The 20,045-nt window shown below is 36.8% G+C and carries 14 protein-coding genes; 4 read left to right on the top strand and 10 right to left on the bottom strand.

Annotated features, from left to right (window positions below; all coding sequences use genetic code 11):
- Positions 1–4 precede the first annotated feature (4 nt).
- The 6 genes from ALGA_RS13610 to hutI form a co-directional block, all read right to left on the bottom strand.
- The gene (locus ALGA_RS13610) at positions 5–1,021 is read right to left on the bottom strand and encodes a hypothetical protein (protein WP_096429876.1); all 1,017 of its coding nucleotides are present in this window, start codon (positions 1,019–1,021) and stop codon (positions 5–7) included.
- 380 nt (positions 1,022–1,401) lie between these two features.
- Positions 1,402–2,136 carry a DUF6261 family protein gene (locus ALGA_RS13605; protein ID WP_096429874.1) on the bottom strand — a complete coding sequence of 245 codons (735 nt, stop codon included), beginning with the start codon at positions 2,134–2,136 and terminating at the stop codon, positions 1,402–1,404.
- A gap of 707 nt (positions 2,137–2,843) precedes the next feature.
- On the bottom strand, positions 2,844–4,019 hold the full coding sequence (locus tag ALGA_RS13595; RefSeq protein ID WP_096429870.1) for a DUF2971 domain-containing protein: 1,176 nt from the start codon (positions 4,017–4,019) through the stop codon (positions 2,844–2,846).
- 31 nt (positions 4,020–4,050) lie between these two features.
- Positions 4,051–4,566 carry a hypothetical protein gene (locus ALGA_RS13590; RefSeq protein ID WP_096429868.1) on the bottom strand — a complete coding sequence of 172 codons (516 nt, stop codon included), beginning with the start codon at positions 4,564–4,566 and terminating at the stop codon, positions 4,051–4,053.
- A 994-nt stretch (positions 4,567–5,560) separates the two neighbouring features.
- Entirely contained in the window at positions 5,561–7,252 is a 1,692-nt protein-coding gene (ftcD, locus tag ALGA_RS13585) for a glutamate formimidoyltransferase (protein ID WP_096429866.1), read from the bottom strand.
- A gap of 500 nt (positions 7,253–7,752) precedes the next feature.
- Positions 7,753–9,006 (bottom strand): imidazolonepropionase, encoded by a 1,254-nt coding sequence (hutI, locus tag ALGA_RS13580; protein ID WP_096429864.1) that lies wholly within the window; start codon positions 9,004–9,006, stop codon positions 7,753–7,755.
- Between the two features lie 392 nt (positions 9,007–9,398).
- On the opposite strand from hutI, the gene ALGA_RS13575 reads away from it, so the two are divergent.
- Positions 9,399–10,994, top strand: a complete 1,596-nt coding sequence (locus ALGA_RS13575) for a YfcC family protein (RefSeq protein WP_096429862.1) — start codon at positions 9,399–9,401, stop codon at positions 10,992–10,994.
- A gap of 71 nt (positions 10,995–11,065) precedes the next feature.
- On the opposite strand, the gene ALGA_RS13570 is transcribed toward ALGA_RS13575, so the two are convergent.
- Both ALGA_RS13570 and ALGA_RS13565 read right to left on the bottom strand, forming a co-directional pair.
- Positions 11,066–12,466 (bottom strand): RagB/SusD family nutrient uptake outer membrane protein, encoded by a 1,401-nt coding sequence (locus ALGA_RS13570; protein WP_096429860.1) that lies wholly within the window; start codon positions 12,464–12,466, stop codon positions 11,066–11,068.
- 19 nt (positions 12,467–12,485) lie between these two features.
- The gene (locus tag ALGA_RS13565) at positions 12,486–15,488 is read right to left on the bottom strand and encodes a SusC/RagA family TonB-linked outer membrane protein (protein WP_096429858.1); all 3,003 of its coding nucleotides are present in this window, start codon (positions 15,486–15,488) and stop codon (positions 12,486–12,488) included.
- Positions 15,489–15,849: 361 nt separating this feature from the next.
- On the opposite strand from ALGA_RS13565, the gene ALGA_RS23735 reads away from it, so the two are divergent.
- Positions 15,850–16,302, top strand: coding sequence for an AbgT family transporter (locus ALGA_RS23735; RefSeq protein ID WP_231705969.1), 453 nt, complete (start codon positions 15,850–15,852; stop codon positions 16,300–16,302).
- A 157-nt stretch (positions 16,303–16,459) separates the two neighbouring features.
- Here the strand turns inward: ALGA_RS23735 and ALGA_RS13555 are convergent, their stop codons facing one another.
- Positions 16,460–16,630 (bottom strand): DUF362 domain-containing protein, encoded by a 171-nt coding sequence (locus ALGA_RS13555; protein WP_096429856.1) that lies wholly within the window; start codon positions 16,628–16,630, stop codon positions 16,460–16,462.
- Positions 16,631–16,798: 168 nt separating this feature from the next.
- Here ALGA_RS13555 and zupT point away from each other — a divergent pair, with 168 nt between their 5' ends.
- Positions 16,799–17,617 carry a zinc transporter ZupT gene (gene zupT, locus ALGA_RS13550; protein ID WP_096429854.1) on the top strand — a complete coding sequence of 273 codons (819 nt, stop codon included), beginning with the start codon at positions 16,799–16,801 and terminating at the stop codon, positions 17,615–17,617.
- Between the two features lie 16 nt (positions 17,618–17,633).
- Here the strand turns inward: zupT and nth are convergent, their stop codons facing one another.
- The gene (gene nth / locus ALGA_RS13545; RefSeq protein ID WP_096429852.1) at positions 17,634–18,296 is read right to left on the bottom strand and encodes an endonuclease III; all 663 of its coding nucleotides are present in this window, start codon (positions 18,294–18,296) and stop codon (positions 17,634–17,636) included.
- 483 nt (positions 18,297–18,779) lie between these two features.
- On the opposite strand from nth, the gene ALGA_RS13540 reads away from it, so the two are divergent.
- Positions 18,780–19,637, top strand: coding sequence for a C1 family peptidase (locus tag ALGA_RS13540; RefSeq protein WP_096429850.1), 858 nt, complete (start codon positions 18,780–18,782; stop codon positions 19,635–19,637).
- Positions 19,638–20,045: the final 408 nt, after the last annotated feature.

Here is a 20,045-nt window from a genome sequence, read left to right as displayed (position 1 = left end):
ATTCCTAGTTCAATTTCTCTAATCGGGTTTTCCATTTGGCAATAACGGGAAATGGGTTGTACAAATCAAATGCTCCACCATAATATTGTATTCTCATTCCCTGTGCTATATAATCGTTAGCAAAGTCTTCTTTTCCATATTTTTCTGCAAGAGTTCTCACGTAGTTCAACTGCTCATCTCTCAAATTTTCAAAAAAGAATATTGCGTGTTGAATGACCCTAATTTCCTCATCTTTCCATTTTAATTTCCGATACAGAATTATAAGTCTCTCATAAGGTTCCCTGCCTTCATATTCCTCCACAAGCATTTTCTCGTAAGCTTCAATTGCACTCTTTACATCATTTCGTTTTTCTGCAACATTGGCTTTTTCAATTACAGCCTTAAAAGCCTGTCGTAATTCTCTTAGTTCACTCATTCTGTCAAAAGAAACAGGGTTTCGTTCCGTTAAATACTCCATTGTATGCATCTCTTCGGGCATATCGTAGTAAAAATTAAATTCGGGCAAGGCATTTTTAAACGCTTGTATTTTTGCTCCCAATGACGGGTTTTGAGCAAGCGGTCTATCTATATCCTGTGCGTTCAACTCAGTATTCTCCTTAGCCGAATTATCAGGAATAATTTTGGCTAACCTGGCATCCCATTTAATTGCTTCTCTGCAATCGGGATAGGTCGAAATCATTCTTTCCAGAAATTGTCTTAGGTATACCTTTTGTTTTAATTTGCCATAAAGAATAATAACACGTTCAATATCGTGTCCGTAATTGGCAATTGATAATAAATTTGATTTTTCGCCATACTCAACTGAAGATAAATAAACTTCTATCGCTTCGAAATATTTATTTTCCTTTTCGAAACATGATCCTTTTATTCTTGAATCAGATAAATGCTTAAATTCTGTCTCCCATTCCCGATTCTCCCTTTTCAATTTTTCATTTCTACTTTCTTCCTCATTATATGCATCAAACGCTTCTACAGTATACTTCGAAATTTTATCTCTTTTAAAGAAATTAAATAGTCCCATTTAAATATGTTGTTTCGTAAAACTTTCACCAAGTTATGAAAAATATGTTAGGCTCAGAACTTGCATTAAACACCACCTCCTCCATTTCGACAAATCACTACTTCGGGTTTGAGGGTCTCACTTTTTTTGTGAGGCTCTCAATAATATAAGATAATGAAGACTAGTCATACCCTGACATTTGCGGCTTACTTACAGTCAGAGCATGACAATGCAGAAATAGTTGCGAGATTTTATTGATTTCAGGCTGAAGGCCTGATAGATCATAGAATGGGGCATCGCCCCATGATTCCCCACGTTTGAAAATAACAGCATGAAGGGCTAACACAATAAAAAAAACCACCCCAAGCGGAGCAGTTTTTCATTCAATTCAATCATTTAATTTACTCCTGAGTAGGTATCTCCTCCTCAACTGTTTTAGCTGCACGGGCAACAATCACAGCATTGTATTTTTCAATGATGCTATTGCTATGTTTAACCATATCTGTATAAGTTTCTACTTCGCCAATAGTCGCAAATGCATTCACACGATTGCTTAGCTCATAGTAGGCTTGTATGATTTGCTTACGTAAATCAACTATTTTGATTTCGGGTGATTCGGCATCTTCTTTAGCACGATCCAAATAATCGGTATTAAATTGTGTGTTTGCCGTACCTAATTCAACAACCCAATCGGTAAGAGCTAATTTATTGATCGCATTTACAAATGCGCTTTCTCTCTTCCATTCATCAAGAATTGAATTAACAGTAGCGGTTTCGCCTTGATAATTCTGCTTGGTTATTGCCGTTCCATACTTTTTTAAAGATGCAGTTAACACATCGGCAGATTCCTTGATTTCCGCATCGAAATGGTAGGTATAGGCATTTATTACTGTCTGGATGCCAACAAGAGACTTGTCGCGTCGGTTATCATCTTCAAGAAGAATTTTGGTTATTGAACTTCCCTTGTCGGGTTTATACAAGGCAATCATAGATGCAATTAGAGCTGACAAATTATCTGATTGAGGCTGCAACTTTAAAGCGGTTAGATCGTTTTTACTTAAAATTTCCAGATAATTAATAATGAACTGGATGAATTCGTTGTGACGTAAATTTGTAAGATGAATAGATTCAAACATAAAAAATGATTTAATTTAACAAGTGAGTTATGAAATTAATCATTTTTTTAAGATAAACAAGACATTTTTAAATATCCTTTAAAATACTCACATACTGATGCAAGTACAATAACTGCTTTTCTTAATCACAATTCAAATAATATCACAAACACAAGTAAAACCACTACACACTGTTGTGGAACTGTCATTTTAAACGCAGGAATGCACCACAAGATTGTGAAAGCTTCGCGCTATGGGCAGGGAGGTTCCACAGACATTTTTTTTCTTCCTGCCGTGGGCAGGAAGCTTTCACAAGCTTGTGGAAACCTCCCGACATGAGCAGGAAGGTTTCACCGACATGTGGCATTCTGAAACTCTGAGGATGGTACAAATTGTGCCTTGAGGGGCTCCCTTTTTGTTCCCGAATATTCAGGATCAATACAATATCAGTCATAACCTTAGCATGAACTTGTTGATCCAAGTCTTTTTGAATCCATAGGATTCTAATGTTTATAGATATATATTCTGCAAATGAATACGACTCCTTCGGAGTCGAACTCTTATTAATAGGGTGTTTGTCTATAAACATGCAATCCCAATGGGATTGACACCATCTGATTCTGAGGGTCTCACTCTTTTCGTGAGACTCTCAATAAATAAATAAAATAAATAATCATACCCTGATATTTACAGTTTACTTATAATCAGAGCATGACAAGTCAATATTTTTAAACTAAGTCAATAAGTTGAGGCTTAGCTGTATTATCCACACTGAAAAGATCAGGATATTTATTTTTTCGAGCATGAATTTGATTAGTTTTTACCAAAGAACCATCACTCTTCTGGTACCATCCATTTTGATTTAATTTATCGGCAATTTCTTTAGCGTTCATTGCTCTATCTTCGTGCTGGAGCAATTTAATTATTGCTTCATGCAATGTCAATGGAAGATTATTCAAATCTTCAAAAACAGTAAATACAAATGTCAATTTATCAATCCTCATAAGCCTACCATACCTAAAATCAATTTTATTAAGCTCTTGAGATATTGATATTCCAGTATTGATCTCATTTTCAGCTAAAAATGATAAGAATTTTCGTTTCAATACATCTTTTAATTTTAAAGAAATTCTTAGAGTGTATTTATTTTCAGGTATAACTTCTTCCACATCAAAAAAACGAATTCCCAATTGAATACTATTTATTGCAGAAAAAGAATATGGAAATTTCCTTGACTCACCTCCTTCATTTCTCATAACTTCAGAACTTGGTGATTCCATATTCTCTTTTTCTGCTAAAAAACGCCATTCTTTTTCATGTTGCCACACCTTATGTTTTAAATTTGTCTGCATAAGAACTCCTAATTCAACATTACTTGGCGACATTCTTATTATTTCTAAATTTTCACGATAATTTATAGCAAATGGACCATGATTATTAAACGAGAATTTACCATGGTCATATTGCACTTGAAATCCTTTGTGATTGGTATAGTATGACCACATTAACAAATTAAAAGGGTTTTCAGTTAAACTTACGACTCCTATCTTCTTAAAAAAGACTTCTCGAAAAGTTTCCCTTGTTATCTTTTGTGCCCTTTTAGGGTCATTTTTAATTAAATCTTGAATATTTTCATGAAAGCCTCCATTTCCAAGAAAGTTTATTATTAATTGGTCATCAAACTCTAATAGTTTTTCGTGGCAATCAAAATAATCATTAAGCTGACAAGGATGGGCTGCATAAAAATAACTCTTACATAATGCATCGACTGAAAATTTATTTAATTCATAAAGCTTAAATAAAGATTCAGGGACTGGTCTTTCCTCATCAGGAATCACCTCAAATACAATTGATCCATTTTGTCTACCTGTGCGATAGGTACATTCAAATTTATTCACTTCCATATTTATAGTTTTAAATATCCTCTTAACTCACTCAAACTTTAATTTCCTTAATGATTTCATCTAAAATTTCTTTTGTATCAGATCTATATTTCTCAGTCTCTACAAAATCAGCACCAAATTTTGATTCATAAATAATGTCTCCACCATTAAAAGTATAATTTGATATAGCAACTAACATTTCGTGGTAACTTCTAATTTTCTTATTTAATTTACCACGAGTATAACATTCAGTTAACACATCCAACCGTGATACATATTTTACTATTTTATCTCGCTCTTCCCTTGGTAATAATTCATCTCTTTCCATCCAATATTCTTTCAACGAATTGATTGTCTTATCCTGAGGATTTTGATAAGCTTTCGTTTGATAAGTTGTTCCAGCCATTAGATAATATGAGCCTCCTAAAGATTTAATTACCTCAAATAATTCTTCCAGTTTTGACACTTTTATTTGTAGTTTATTGTTCCTATTATTCCTGTATATTGAATAAAAAGCAGCAATTAAAGCAAATAATGATATTACCAATTCAATAGTTACATTTTCCATTTCTGACTAGTTTAATTTTAGACAAGTAAATTTAATAAAACATCTCTTACAGGAAAGAACATATAATAAATTATAAACAGACATCTATACAACATGGGTTAAGGATTGCAGTGGCCCCCCCCCTGCTGGTGCGCGATTAGCTTCGCTGATCTCCACTTCGTTTCGGTAGTATCGCGTTCCTTTCAGCTAAAAGCAAAAACTACAAAACATGAGAGTAAAAGCTTTCATAGAACTTAGCATTTTAAAGGAGATGACTTAAGACAAAAGAAGAACATACACTTTAAGGCTGTCATTGCGAGGACGAAGAATGAGGACGTGGCAATCTCATGATAAATGAACGGAACATGCAGTATCGCAGATTCTCTTCTATGGAGAGATTGCGTCAGTCGCTGGGGCTCCTTCGCAAAGACAAGGCTATATATAAAAAGTAGCTTTGCCTTGATGGTCTCACTTTTTGTTCCCGATTATTCGGGATCAATGTTTTATTAAATAGTCATACCCTGACATTTACAGCTTGCTTATAGTCAGAGCATGACGGTTCTATATGCAGGAGCAAAAATTTCAGGCTGAAGGCCTGACACATCGGAGCTTGGGGCAACGCCCCAAGGAATTGGCGACATGATGAATATCGGTTGATTAATTGTACAATGCCCGCATCGGTGGGTTAAGGATTATAGTGAAAACCCCGCAGGTTTGCCTGAGGCACGAAGGCTATCCGAGGAGTTGCAACGGAAAGCCTGACCCGAAGGGTAACCCCCCAATAATTAAGAATTGGTAATTAATAATGGGTAATGAAATGCGTAGGGTAATGCAATGGCGTGACCGGGAAAATACATGACACGAAGGAAACCCCACAAATAATTGAGAATTGGTAATTAAGAATGTGTAATGAAATGCGTAGGGTCATGCCATGGCGTGACCGGGAAAGGCAATAAAAAAGACCTGTCAGGTTTTGGAAACCTGACAGGTCTAAATAAAATATCATTGATACGAATTAGATTTTAGCGTTAACCATGGCTACAATCTCGTTTTCGAGAGCAATGGCCTTATCAACAATTGCCTGCCCTTTGGCTAGGATATCGGCAGCCCAGGCTTTGTCCTGCAAATCTTTAGCGTTGATTTTCACATTCATGAAAGCACCCAAAACCCCCGAACGGGCGGCCAATGCGCCAACACCGGCATCGGTTACCGAGTTAGGATTACCAACCTCGGCCATTGCTTTGGCAACATCCATTGAACCCAAACACAGCTCCATGGTTTGAAAAGGAACCATGGTTGCAAATTTGGTGGCCTCTTCCATGGCCTCACCACGAGCAGTTTTCTCAGCATCGGTGCCTTTTGGCAAACGAATTGCATCCATAATTTTATTGAAGGCATTGGTATCCTCATCCACCAAATGAACTAGTTTGGTGTGGTAGGATTTGCCCATTTCGGCCCAATCGGAGAACTCTTCCCAACGATCGTCCCATCCTGCTTTGTGAGCCGATAGGTTGGCAACCATTGATCCCAAAGCGGCACCCATAGCACCCATGTAGGCAGAAATTGATCCTCCACCCGGAGCCATGGATTCGGAAGCTGTTTCGTTCACAAAATCGGTAAGATTCAGGTCAACCAATTTCTTCTGATCTTTATCTTCCAAGATGTATTCTACAATTTTCTTATCGGCTTCGAATGGGTACAACTCATCCAACCCGAGTGATTTAACTGCGATTTTTATGATTTCGCGATCGGCAATACCGGTTGAACGTTCCTGCATGCGAAGGTAATGCTTACCGGCATCCAGCATTGCTTTTAATGGCACAACACCCACCAACTCGGATCCTGTAACGCGAATACCACGAGCCTGAGCTTTGGCGCAAACCTCATCGAATGCTTTGTGAACAGGTGTTACATCGAGATCGGTCATGTTCATAGAAATTTGAGCAACGCCAAATTCTTCGATAAACCATCCAATTGCTTTGGTGGCTTTTAGGGTTCCAGGAATCATTACCGGATTTCCTTTTTCGTCGGTAACAATTTTCCCCGTTGCCGGATTTCCTTCTCGCAAGGTGCGGCCACGCTCACGAACATCGAATGCGATGGCATTGGCACGACGGGTTGAGGTGGTATTTAAGTTGAAGTTGTAGGCAATTAAGAAATTACGTGCTCCAACAGCAGTCACCCCGCTTTTGGCAACGGCAGGTGTAAATTCAGCAGGTCCAAAATCTGGTTTCCACTGCTCTGTTCCTATTCTGTCTTTAACGGCTTCGTACTCGCCGGCACGACAAACCGCCAAATTTTTACGCTCAGGTGTGCGTGCTGCACTTTCGTAGCAATAAACAGGAACACCTGCTTCTTCGCCAATGCGTTTCGCCAATTTGTGTGCATACTCAATGGTCTCTTCCATTGTAATGTTGGCAACCGGCACCAAGGGACAAACATCGGTGGCTCCAAAACGTGGATGTGCACCTGAGTGCTTGCTCATGTCGATTAACTCTGCTGCTTTTTTTACAGCACGAAAGGCTGCTTCGCAAACCTCATCGGGCGTGCCCACCATAGTAACTACGGTACGGTTGGTTGCTTTTCCAGGATCAACGTCGATTAAACGTACGCCTTCTACAGATTCAATTTCATGGGTAATCTGCTTAATGATATTCATGTCGTTCCCTTCAGAAAAATTAGGAACACATTCGATTAATTTTTTCATTGTTGTGTGATTGTTAAATCAAGTAGATAGCTACCTGATCGTATTTTAAGTATTTGTTTGTATTTTATTTAACCACAAAGAGCACAAAGTACTTCACTAAGTGCACTAAGTTTTTATTTGTATTCTATTGAAAAAGAATCAAAACCCCCTACTCCTTCTCTCTTTACCTCATCCCCCAACCCCTTCTCCTATAGGCGAAAGGGAGCTTTTCTCCATTTTTGCATTCAAGCTGGTTTACTGCTCTGTTCCCTCTCCTTCAGGAGAGGGTTAGGGTGAGGTGTTTTACCTCTACTTCCCTTTTATTCTTATCACCTCATCCCCCGGCCCCTTCTCCTAAAGGAGAAGGGGAGTTTTTCTCCATTTTTGCATTTGAGCCAGTTTGCAGCTCAATTCCCTCTCCTTCAGGAGAGGCTTAGGGTGAGGTGTTTATATTTAAATCTGTTATATAGAAATTGAGATTGTTTATTTCATGTCTCGAATCTAATATCTCACGTCTATTCTTACAACACCTTCCCGCGCAAAATCACTACATCAATCAGGTTGCTTCCGTAGGCATATGGCATGTACTCTACCGAAGGAATTTCTTTGGTGATGTAAACATTGGCAATTTTTCCTTTGGCAATGCTTCCCAATTCCTCTTCAACACCCATGGCGTAAGCCGAATTAAGGGTAGTGGCATTAATAGCCTCCTGTGGCAACATTTTATAATTGATACATGCCAGCGACATAATAAATTTCATATTTCCCGATGGCGACGATCCCGGATTAAAATCGGATGCCAAAGCAACCGGTAATCCTGCATCCATCATTTTGCGCACCGGCGAACAAACCATGTTTAAAAAGAAAGCCGCGCCAGGCAATACTGTAGGCATGGTCTCCGATCCTTTCAAAGCTTCAATTTCAGCATCGCCAACAAACTCTAAATGATCAACCGAAAGCGCATTGTACTTCACTCCTACCTGCACTCCCCCTGAATAATCCAGCTCGTTAGCATGAATTTTAGCCCGCATGCCGTATTTCATTCCAGCCAATAAAATCCGATCGGTCTCTTCAACCGTAAAGAATCCCTTGTCGCAAAACACATCAATATAATCGGCCAAATCTTCGGCAGCAACCATGGGTATCATTTCATTAATCACCATGTCTACATATTCTCCTTGTCTGCCGATGTATTCAGCAGGAACGGCATGTGCACCCAAAAAGGTCGATTTAATAGTCAGTGGCGTATTTTTCTTTAAGCGCTTAATTACACGAAGCATTTTCAACTCATCGGCAACGGTTAAACCATAACCGCTTTTAATTTCGACAGCTCCAGTTCCCAAACCAATAATCTCTTGAATTCGCTCCATGGCCGATTCATACAACTCCTCTTCCGTTGCTTCGTGCATGCGTTTTGCCGAATTCAAAATTCCACCGCCACGCTTTGCAATCTCCTCGTACGATAAACCTTTAATTTTATCGGTATATTCTATTTCCCGACTTCCGGCATACACCAAATGAGTATGCGAATCGCAGAAACTCGGAAAAACCATTCTTCCAGTTGCATCATATTCCTCAACAAAATCAAAACCTTCCTTTTCATCAAAGTCAGGCATGTCTTCCATTTTACCAAAATCAGTTATTTTCTCACCTTCAATCAGCAAGTAGGCATCATCAATGCAATTCAAATTTGCCATGTCGGTTCCTGCTACCCATTTTCGGGGCGCTTCATCAACCTGAACCAATGTTTTTATATTACTTATTAACAACTTCATAATATCAATATTTGATGTGAGATAGATTCATTCAAAACTTTTTCTATGATTAGGGCGTTTCCCTCCTTGGGTCGGGTCAGGCTTTTCACTGCTACTCCTCGTTGCTCCCCTCAAAAATCCGACGCAACTTCGGGGTATTCGTTTCTCCCGATAGCTATCGGGACCATAACGCACTGTTTCACGATGGTATTCCTACCTGTTAATCGTCTGTTTTTCACGAGCGAACAAATTGGGAAACCCTAATGCAAATATTAGAGAAAAAAGAGCAAATTGCAAACCTTTTCGATGTGCCTTTTTAAAATAAATTCAAGGCTTCCATTCTCTTCTTATTTTTCTATTTTTACACATTCATTTTTACACCAACTAACAAACTAATTACTAAATCGCATTACATGTTTAAAAAGATACCGCATACTTATGTTATTGTATTTGCAATAGTGGTTCTCTCAGCTATTCTTACCTGGGTAATTCCAGGAGGAGAGTTCGAACGAACCACCGTAAATGTAAATGGTACCGATCGGGAAGTTATCGTACAAGGTACCTATCAACAAATCGAAAGCCAAGGTCAATCCTGGGAGATCTTCTCTTCTTTCTTTAAAGGTTTTGTTGATAAAGCAGATATCATCATGTTTATTCTGGTAATTGGTGGTGCATTCTGGATCATGAATGCAAGTAAGTCAATCGATATTGGCATCTACTCCTTTCTGGAATTCACCAAGAAACTGGAGAAGAATAAGCTGATCCGTAAAATTGGTGTCAACAACATCATACTCACGTTAATAATGCTCATATTTAGCATTTTTGGTGCCACCTTCGGCATGAGTGAGGAAACCATTGCCTTCACCATCATATTTGTTCCCATGGCCATTAAAATGGGATACGATTCAATTGTTGGTGTAGCCATCTGTTTTGTAGCTGCCGGACTTGGTTTCGCAGGAGCACTCCTAAATCCTTTCACCATTGGTATTGCGCAGGGTTTATCAAATCTTCCTCTTTTCTCGGGTATTGAATACCGCTTGTTCTGTTGGGTAGTAATTAATGTGATCGGTTTTGCATTCATCCTACGATATGCAGCCAAGGTTCGTAAGAATCCTACATCATCATTAGTTTACACCGATGATGAATACTGGAGAAAGCATCACGATACCGACATGGAAACCATTGAATATTACACGCCCAAATCAGCATGGCTGACTTACATTGTCTTGTTGGTTTCCATGATTGGCTTTTCCTACTACTATCCTGTTAGTACCCTAAAAATCGGAAACTCCGAAAGCACTTTCATGGTGTTACCTATTATCACTGCTCTTTTTGCCATTTCGGGGATTCTATCTCTGCGTAAATCAGTTCATTTCTACATCCTAAACCTACTCCTGTTCACAATCATCTTCCTAATCGTCGGCGTAATGGGATACGGCTGGTACATCATGGAAATTGCAACCCTTTTCTTTGCCATGGGAATTTTCTCAGGCATTGCCTTCAACAACACAGCCAACGAAATTACCCATCTGTTTTTAGATGGTGCCCGTGATATTCTTTCTGCAGCTATGATTGTTGGATTGGCCGGAGGAATTCTAATTGTTTTGGAAGACGGACATATTATCGATTCAATCCTCTATTCTATTTCTCAATCGATGAATGATTTTGGAAAAATAGCATCCGTAAGCATGATGTATCTAATTCAAAACATCATCAACGTCATCATTCCATCCGGTTCGGCAAAAGCAGCTCTTACCATGCCAATGATGTCGCAGTTCTCCGATTTAATTGGCGTATCACGTCAGGCAACAGTAATGGCATTCCAATTTGGAGATGGTTTCACCAATATGATTACACCAACATCTGGTGTGCTAATTGGCGTACTAGGCGTTGCCAAAATCCCTTACGACAAATGGGTAAAATGGATTGGCGGCTTTATGGCTATCCTTCTTTTATTAGGACTGTTACTACTGATTCCAACAGTTACCATGGAGTTGAATGGGTTTTAAAAAGCTAAAATAAATAAATAAATAAAGGGGCTCTAATGAGCCCCTTTTTCATGATCTTTACAAGTACATTCTTAGTAACCTTCGTTCTGAGTCAATTTATCATTAACATCAATTTCCCTTTTAGGGATAGGCATAACCAAAGATGGATCATCATAGGCTAGCGTTCCTACAGATTCCTTCCAACGCTTAATATCGTGAAGTCTAAATCCTTCAAATGCTAACTCTAATTTTCTTTCATTTCTAATTATGCTCTGAGTAACAGAACCTATCAGAACTAATCCTGCTCTATAACGAATTTTATTAATGTCATCCAATGGAGTTGCTCCTAAAGTAGTTCCTGCCTCAAAGTTACCTTCGGCTCTTGTCAAGTACATTTCTGCTAAACGAATAAATGTCAAATTAGTTTTAAAATCTAACCACTTAGCGCAATAATTACCACCAGTAGAATTTGAGCCAAATCCCAAATAATAAATACTTTTCACATCATTGATTTTAGAATCTTCATCTAAATCGGTTTGAATCTCTCCTCTTAAATCACCTGCTTCATATTTATCAGTTTCTACATTCGTAATTTGGAAATCGGATCTTCCGGTAGCATCTGTACTAGCATAAAAAGTCGCCATCCCGGCATTACTTTCTCCAATATTATCATCATTGTTTTGCTGAAAAGTAAAGACATCCTCAAAACCATTAGTTTCATTATTGTAGGCATCAAAAGGGACTTCCGTCAAATCGAAACCACCTTCAGTAATTACATAATTGGCTTCGATTGCAGCCTCTTCATACATTCCTTTCTGTAAATAAATTCTTGATAAAATTGCTGCTGCAGCAAACCTGTTAGCATAAAAACTATCTTCTCCCAACAAAGTCTTAGCCATACTAAGGTCTGATATGGCTTGATCGTATACTGCATCAACAGTTGCTCTTTCTGGATATTCCACTTTACTGACGTCAAAATTAGAATGCAACATTAATGGTACTCCTGGTTGATTATTTGCTTGTCCGGCAACATAAGGTTTCGCGTAGAACCGAACCATGTCAAAATACATCAATCCTCGTAAGAACATTGCCTGCCCACTTATTTCATCCCGATCACTTTCAGCAAGTACATCTTTATAATCCAAAACAATATTAGTTCTATTTATAGCATCATATGCCAGATTCCATGCATCATTTCCCCAAGAGAAATTATCCACCAAATCCTTATTAATTAAATCGCGAGGTTGAGAAAATGTTCCTCTAAATTCAAACTCCCCATTATCGGCTAACAATTCACTAAAATGGAACATATTTTGACCATATGCATCTCTCACAATTGGATATGTTCCCACAAGAGTAAGTTCAATGTTCTCAGCAGTTGTCAAAACCAGATTCGTATCAATCGATTGTTGTGGATCTAGGTCCAAAATACTATCGCATCCAGTAAAAATCAGGATGGATAAAACGATTAGTAATGATTTTATATATTTCATATGCTTTATATTTTTTGGGTTAGAAGCTTAAATTAACTCCAAACATATACGTTTTCGCCTGTGGAGTAGAATAATAATCAACACCTTGCTGAATATTAGTTGACAGCTGAGTACGATTACTTCCTGGAGCACTTACTTCAGGATCCCAACCTTTAAAATCAGTATATGTCCATAAGTTCTGTCCAGTGAAGTAAATTCTCACTTTGTTAACATTTATTTTTTGAGCCAATTTTTTTGGCAAAGTGTATCCAAGGGTTAAATCCTTCAGGCGAATATAGGAACCATCGGAAATCCATCTGGAAGAAGTTCTTGTTCCATTACTATCTCCAAATCTCGCCTGAGGAATATCAGTAATATCACCTGGTTGTTGCCAACGCTTCAACTGATCACGTGTCTGATTATCTACCCAATCGCCGTTCGCAGACATAAAACGTCCGGCATCATTATAGATATCATTTCCATATACAAACTGGAAGAAAATTCTGGCATCAAAACCTTTATACGAAAAGGTATTATCCAAACCTCCAAAAAAGTCAGGATTAGGATCTCCAACAATTATATCTTCAGCAAGACCATAATCATTTGTAGTTTCATCACTTCCGTCCTCTATAAAGTAAAGCGCATCTCCATTATCAGGATCTACTCCTGCGTATTTTTTTATATAAAATACACCAATTGGTTCCCCGACCATTACCCTGTTCACATTTCGTTGAATAGGATCAATCAATTTGGTCACTTCATTTTTATTAAATGAGATATTAAAGCTGGTACTCCAAGTAAAATCACCAATCAAATTATTTGTATTTAAAGTGATCTCGACCCCTTTATTTTCCAATTCTCCAACATTCTCGGCAATACTGGAATAACCTGATGTATATGGTAATAATCTATCCAATAATAAATCAGTAGTTTTCTTATAATAGTAATCAAATTCCCCATTTATTCGATTATTAAATAATCCAAAATCAATTCCGATATCAGTTTGAGCTGTTTTCTCCCATTGTAGTTTTGCATTTGCCAATTGCGTTGGCTCAATAGCCGAATTACCTGCGTAACGTGTTCCGCTAAATAATCCTCGGGATGGAAAATTTCCTATTTCAGAATTTCCCGTTATACCATATGACCCACGAACTTTTAGGAAACTAACAACGGGACTATCCAATAAAAAATCCTCCTTGGAAATAATCCAACCTAGAGAACCTGCATAAAATCCACCATACCGATTATCTTCTCCAAACTTACTTGAACCATCAACACGATAACTCAATGTTGCCAGATACTTATCCATAAATTTATAATTCAATCTGGAAAAATAGGAGAGATAAGAGAACTCTGTTTTATCACTATAAAAATCATCATTTTCAGCCGCTGATGCGATAGTCTGGAACTCATCAGAAGGGAAACTCTTACCGCCCACTCTACTAACAAATCTCTCCGCTTTTTGAATAGACGTACCTAAAACAACTTCTAAGGAATGATTCTCATTAAAATCTTTGCTGTAGGTAAAATAATTGTCAAATGAATAATTTAGCATATTTACATTTCTTAAATACGATTTACCTGCAGGTTGCCCATCGTCAGTTCTCCTACTCCAATACTGATCTTCCCGTTGAATAAGATTATCAGCACCAAATACAGATTTAAAGGATAACTCAGGTAGAATATCACAGGTTATATATGCATTAACAAACGTTCTGTACACTAATGTTTCATAGTAGTTGTATCTGGAAGCCAATAAACTATTAAAATAGAACGTATCAGCAAAAGGCTCCCCCGAATCATCAAAAGCTGGAAAATAAGGCGCTTGTGCTATCAATTGGGTCGGTGTTGAAAATGCATTATCATCAGAGACACGATCCAGAACACTTCTTACAAAGTTGAATTTTATTCCAAAATCAATTTTATCACTAATCTGGTGATCCAAATTTAATCGAGCACTAATCCGCTTAAAATCATTATCAATTAAAATCCCCTGCTGATCCGAATATGACAATCCTGAATAGAATCGGGTTTTTTCATTTCCTCCTGAGGCACTAATATTATAATTTGATGAAACCGCTGTTCTAAACATCTCATCTTGCCAATCTGTATCTGCAGTTTCCTCTATCGAGGCAAACCCTCCCCAATCAAGAATAGATTCTTCCCCATTCATTCCATCCGACAAAGCCCAACCAGAATTATCCATTCCTTCACCTAGTAACTCTACATATTCCTGAGTATTCAGCATATCAAGCCTATTGGTCTCTTTGGCTATAGAAACAGAGTAGTTAACATTAATTACAGTCTTCTTATTTTTCCCACCTGATTTTGTTGTAATAATTACCACTCCATTCGATGCTCTCGAGCCATATATTGAAGCCGCAGATGCATCTTTAAGTATTTGAATCGAAGCAATATCATCAAAATTCAGATCTGAAATCGGATTGGTTGGTTGGTTTCCTGTTCCTCCTTGATCCTGGGAAGTTACAACCACCCCATCAACCACATACAAAGGTTGGTTACTGGCACTTAATGAAGAGGCTCCTCGAACTCGAATGTTTATTCCCTCTCCAAGTTTTCCCGTGCTCTGTTGAATAAAAACCCCTGAAGTTTTTCCTTGCATAGATGTCTCAAAAGAAGGCGAAGGAACTTTTTGTAATCCTTCTACATCCACTTTAGAAATAGCACCAGTCATTTCCGATTTTATTTGCTTTCCATAACCAACAACTATGATTTCGTCCATTCCAATTATCTCAGATTTCATAGTTACATTAATCACAGATTGGTTACCAACGGTAATTTCTTGAGCTACCATACCCACGAAACTAAACAACAAGACATCCGAAGATTGAGCACTTAAGACATATTTACCGTCAATATCAGTACTCGTTCCAGTTGTGGTTCCTATAATCACAACAGAAACGCCTGGCATCCCCATGCCATCATCAGCACTAATTACAGTACCGGAAATTTGCTTTGTTTGTGCATTAACTATTTGAAAAGTTAACATCAACACACAAACAATAAATGTCAGTTTTTTCATAGAAAAATTTTTTAGTTAATAAACTCATAATGGTTAACAGACATTAATTTAACAAATTTTAACGATTACATGAAATTTATTATTGCGTTAAACATCACATTACCAGAACAGTGAGATGATAAAATATAAAAACTCATAAATAAAAATTAACAATACAAACTATTTACACATTACGGAAATCAACATATACAAGGTTGATTATTTACCATAAATTTATTTGCTCAATTTTAATCTAATTACGATAAAAATTTATATAATTTTTATTTTTAAGCCTTAAAACAAACTTATAATAATACTATGTTCAGAAAGAGGCATTAAATTCCTATTATTTTCTCACTAAAAACATCTAATTATTCAAGTTATGCTTAACATTTCATCAGGTTCGGCAAAAGCAGCTCTCACCATGCCAATAATATTCCAATTCTCCGAATCAATTGGCGTATCGCGTCAGGCTAAGGTAATGGCTTTCCAATTTGGTGATGGTTTCACCAATATGATTACGCCAACATCCGGTGTTCTTATCGGCGTATTGGGTGTTGCCAAAATTCCTTACGACAAATGGGTAAAAATGGATCGGCGGTTTTATGGCTATCCTTCTTTTATTGGGACTTTTATTACTGATTCCAACGGTTACCATGGAGTTGAATGGGTTTTAAAAGCTAAAATAAATAAAGGGGCTCTAGTGAGCCCCTTTTTCATGATCTTTACAAGTACATTCTTAGTAACCTTCGTTCTGAGTCAATTTATCATTAACATCAATTTCCCTTTTAGGGATAGGCATAACCTAAGATGTTATTCTTCTAAAATTTCCTAAATCTACTACAATAAACTCATAACAAAACCTCATTTAAAAGGATTGAGTCCGGTAAAACAGCGAACTCAATCACATAATTTATTTTATAAGCGTCCATCTACCCGGGCTTACTTCACTATAGTAAACACCCCCTTTTACATTGTAAAATACAAGATTATTAATCCGCCTCTGAAATTGCTTCAACAGGGCATACTTCTGCACAGGCACCGCAATCAATACATGTATCTGCATCGATCACATAAATATCCCCCTCCGAAATTGCATCTACGGGACATTCATTAATACAAGAACCACAAGCTGTACAGTCGTCTGAAATAATATAAGCCATAATTTTATTTTAAAATTAAAAATCAACTCAACATGATTTGATTAAATTTACTACTTGCCATTTTTGAAAACAAGATGTAAATATCTTAATATCTTATTTAGATCTATTCCAAATAATTTATTATATTTATCCCTTATTAAATCAATTTAAAAAAAACAAAACCGATATATGGAATTTGATTTTAATACTGTAGCAATCGCATTTGGAATGACCTTATTTGCAGGTCTAGCTACTGGAATAGGAAGTGCAATTGCCTTCTTCGCCAAACGAACAAACACAAAATTTCTGGCACTTTCTTTGGGATTTTCTGCTGGTGTAATGATCTATGTTTCTCTGGTAGAAATATTTCAGAAGGCAAATACTGCTTTAATTAATGTACACGGCACTGTTGCTGGATCATGGTACACCGTTTTATCCTTTTTTGGGGGGATATTATTAATTGCACTAATCGACAAAATGATTCCTTCTTATGAGAATCCTCATGAGGTTAAAAAAATAGAAGATCTTGATGGTAAACCTCCTGTTGACCGAAAGTTAATGAGAATGGGAATGTTTTCGGCTTTAGCCATTGGAATTCATAATTTCCCCGAAGGATTCGCAACATTCGCTGCCGCATTAATCGATCCAACAGTGGCTATTCCAATTGCAGTAGCAATTGCAATACACAATATCCCTGAAGGAATTGCTGTATCGGTACCCATCTATTATGCTACTGGAAGTCGGAAAAAAGCATTTTTATATTCTTTTCTATCTGGTTTAGCAGAACCTGTTGGAGCCTTAATTGGTTTCGCATTAATTTATTCATTCCTAGGAATAAACGAAACTGTTTTTGGCGTTTTATTTGGAGGTGTAGCTGGAATTATGGTTTTCATTTCTTTAGACGAACTATTACCAACAGCTGAAGAATATGGAGAACACCACATTGCAATTTACGGATTAATAGCAGGAATGGCGGTTATGGCAGTTAGCCTGCTCCTATTCTTATAACAACATATTAAAAGCCTCAAATTGAGGCTTTTTTGCTTTTCTTTTCTTCCTTCGCAAAATATTTACAATATTCCTTTATTCCACAAGATTTGCATTTTGGCTTTCTTGCCACACATACATACCTTCCGTGTAAAATTAACCAATGATGTGCTGTAGCAATATATTCCTCAGGAATAAACTTAACCAATTGCTTTTCAGTTTCTAATGGTGTTTTCGAATTAGTTGTCAACCCAATCCTTTCAGACACCCTAAAAACATGAGTATCCACGGCCATTGCAGGTTTATCGTAAACCACCGAGGCAATGACATTTGCCGTTTTCCGACCTACTCCAGGCATTTTTTGCAATTCATTAATATCTTCAGGTACAACCTCTTTAAAATCAGCCACCAACATTTTCGCCATCCCCAACAAATGCTTCGCCTTATTATTTGGGTAAGAACATGAGCGTATCAAATCGAAAATATCGTCTTGTGTTGCATGAGACAATTCAAATGCAGTTGGATATTTCTCGAATAAAAACGGAGTCATCATATTAACTCTTTTATCGGTACACTGAGCAGATAAAATAACCGCAACTAATAATTCATATGGATTGGAATAATGCAATTCTGTTTCGGCAACAGGCATATTTTCTTTAAACCAGGATACTATATTTTCAAATCTTTCTTTCTTTCGCATTGCTAATAAATTCTAATCGATAAGTAGTTAGTCGTTAAAAAATAAAGATGCCAATCTTTACAATAAAGTATTCAAACTTAAAAGGAACTAACATCTACCCTTTCATTACACGAATTTAGTAAAGTCGAAGGATTAATTGGCATTGTGATTACTTAATCACAATGCCAATTAATTAAAAACTTTAGTGTATATGTGTTTTTTAAGGATCAAAGATTTCCACAAAAGTCATTTTAAAAACAAAACAGCAAACAACGCCTTTAGTGACGAAATGACGACATAAATACGCAAACACGAAAATAACGAACACTAACGTGAAAAAAATCACATTTATCTTCCCAAAACCTATTCCATATATAATTATTTTATTGTAAATTCATATTAGATTTAAACTGATACAAGCATCAAAGTATTTGACTAATACTCTTGATATTTTACTGTTTCAAAAACCACAAGCCCTTTACTACAAACTAAAAAAACTTACTTATGAAAAAGAATTTAATTAAATTCACCTTACTCTCTGTATTTGCATTGAGTTTACTTTTTTTAATACCTTCATGTACCAACAACGACGATTCGTTTGCGGATCAAGAGCAAATTCAAGATGAAGATATCATCATAAATTCGGGTTATTTGCCTCTTCCTATTGAGCAGTATAATAAAATACCTAGTGCTAAACAAATCAGCACGACCAAATCATACCCTCTCTCAGTCAACCTCTCTTGCCCACCAATTCTTAGTCAAGGCGGAGAAGGATCTTGCGTTTCTTGGGGTGTTGGTTATGCTGGCAGAAGTATCAGTTGGCAGGCTTTATATGGTGGCACCTACAATTACAGTGTGAACATTTTCAGTCCGGAATACATTTACAATCAAATTAAAGTTACTGACTGTGCAAGTGGTTCATACGTAACTGATGGTTTAAATTTGGTTGTAGATCAAGGAGTATGCGTTTGGAACGACATGCCATACACAGATATTTCTTGCGATATATATCCCGATAACTACCAAGTATTACAAGCGGCAAATTTTAAAGCGGCTACCTATAATACGGTACCTAAAACAATAGACGCATTCAAAGACCAGCTTGCAGCAGGCAAACCAATTATTGTTGGTGGACCTGTTTATCGTGAGTTTTACTATCTTGGTTATAATGAAATACAAACAAAAACCGTTAGAAATTACGGCGGCCATTGTTATTGTGTTGTTGGTTATGACGACAGTAAAAATGCTTTCCAGGTAATGAATTCATGGGGAACAAACTGGGGAACCAATGGATTTGGATGGGTTTCTTACAATATTATGGCCAAAGTTTGGACAGAAGCTTATGTATTAAATGAATTATAAAAAATAAATATTGTTGAGATTGAAACAAAATCAGTTATATCCTGCTATTCTCAAATAGCAGGATTTTTTTTATCCTCAATTATTGAGTTTTACAAATCTTATCTTCTGCGAACTTCAATAAGAAAATTCTAATTCAATATCAGATTAGTAATGTATCAGTACTTATTCGTAATTTATTTAAAATTCATATCGAAATTATTTCAAAAGGAAATCTAAACAGAAAACCTAATTTCAAAAATAAAGTGGGTTTTATCCACACATAACTGGGGAGTCTACAATATAATGATGAATTAATGATTTAGGATTACAAACAAATTCCTTACTCAACATACTGACAAAATACAACTTATGTAATTACTCATTGCTCCGTTTTATTTTTGGCATGAATATTTCACAATAAATCATATT

Source organism: Labilibaculum antarcticum, from assembly GCF_002356295.1.
Taxonomy (GTDB): domain Bacteria; phylum Bacteroidota; class Bacteroidia; order Bacteroidales; family Marinifilaceae; genus Labilibaculum; species Labilibaculum antarcticum.
This window is presented reverse-complemented; position numbering and strand designations above follow the sequence as displayed.

Bases quoted from the DNA above. Each gene is read 5' to 3' on its own strand.
- nth (WP_096429852.1), bottom strand. From the start codon at position 18,296: ATGCGAAAGAAAGAAAGATTTGAAAATATAGTATCCTGGTTTAAAGAA.
- ALGA_RS13555 (WP_096429856.1), bottom strand. From the start codon at position 16,630: ATGGCTTATATTATTTCAGACGACTGTACAGCTTGTGGTTCTTGTATT.
- ALGA_RS13605 (WP_096429874.1), bottom strand. From the start codon at position 2,136: ATGTTTGAATCTATTCATCTTACAAATTTACGTCACAACGAATTCATC.
- ALGA_RS13575 (WP_096429862.1), top strand. From the start codon at position 9,399: ATGTTTAAAAAGATACCGCATACTTATGTTATTGTATTTGCAATAGTG.
- ALGA_RS13540 (WP_096429850.1), top strand. From the start codon at position 18,780: ATGAAAAAGAATTTAATTAAATTCACCTTACTCTCTGTATTTGCATTG.
- ftcD (WP_096429866.1), bottom strand. From the start codon at position 7,252: ATGAAAAAATTAATCGAATGTGTTCCTAATTTTTCTGAAGGGAACGAC.
- ALGA_RS13565 (WP_096429858.1), bottom strand. From the start codon at position 15,488: ATGAAAAAACTGACATTTATTGTTTGTGTGTTGATGTTAACTTTTCAA.
- ALGA_RS23735 (WP_231705969.1), top strand. From the start codon at position 15,850: ATGCTTAACATTTCATCAGGTTCGGCAAAAGCAGCTCTCACCATGCCA.
- ALGA_RS13590 (WP_096429868.1), bottom strand. From the start codon at position 4,566: ATGGAAAATGTAACTATTGAATTGGTAATATCATTATTTGCTTTAATT.
- hutI (WP_096429864.1), bottom strand. From the start codon at position 9,006: ATGAAGTTGTTAATAAGTAATATAAAAACATTGGTTCAGGTTGATGAA.
- ALGA_RS13610 (WP_096429876.1), bottom strand. From the start codon at position 1,021: ATGGGACTATTTAATTTCTTTAAAAGAGATAAAATTTCGAAGTATACT.
- ALGA_RS13595 (WP_096429870.1), bottom strand. From the start codon at position 4,019: ATGGAAGTGAATAAATTTGAATGTACCTATCGCACAGGTAGACAAAAT.
- zupT (WP_096429854.1), top strand. From the start codon at position 16,799: ATGGAATTTGATTTTAATACTGTAGCAATCGCATTTGGAATGACCTTA.
- ALGA_RS13570 (WP_096429860.1), bottom strand. From the start codon at position 12,466: ATGAAATATATAAAATCATTACTAATCGTTTTATCCATCCTGATTTTT.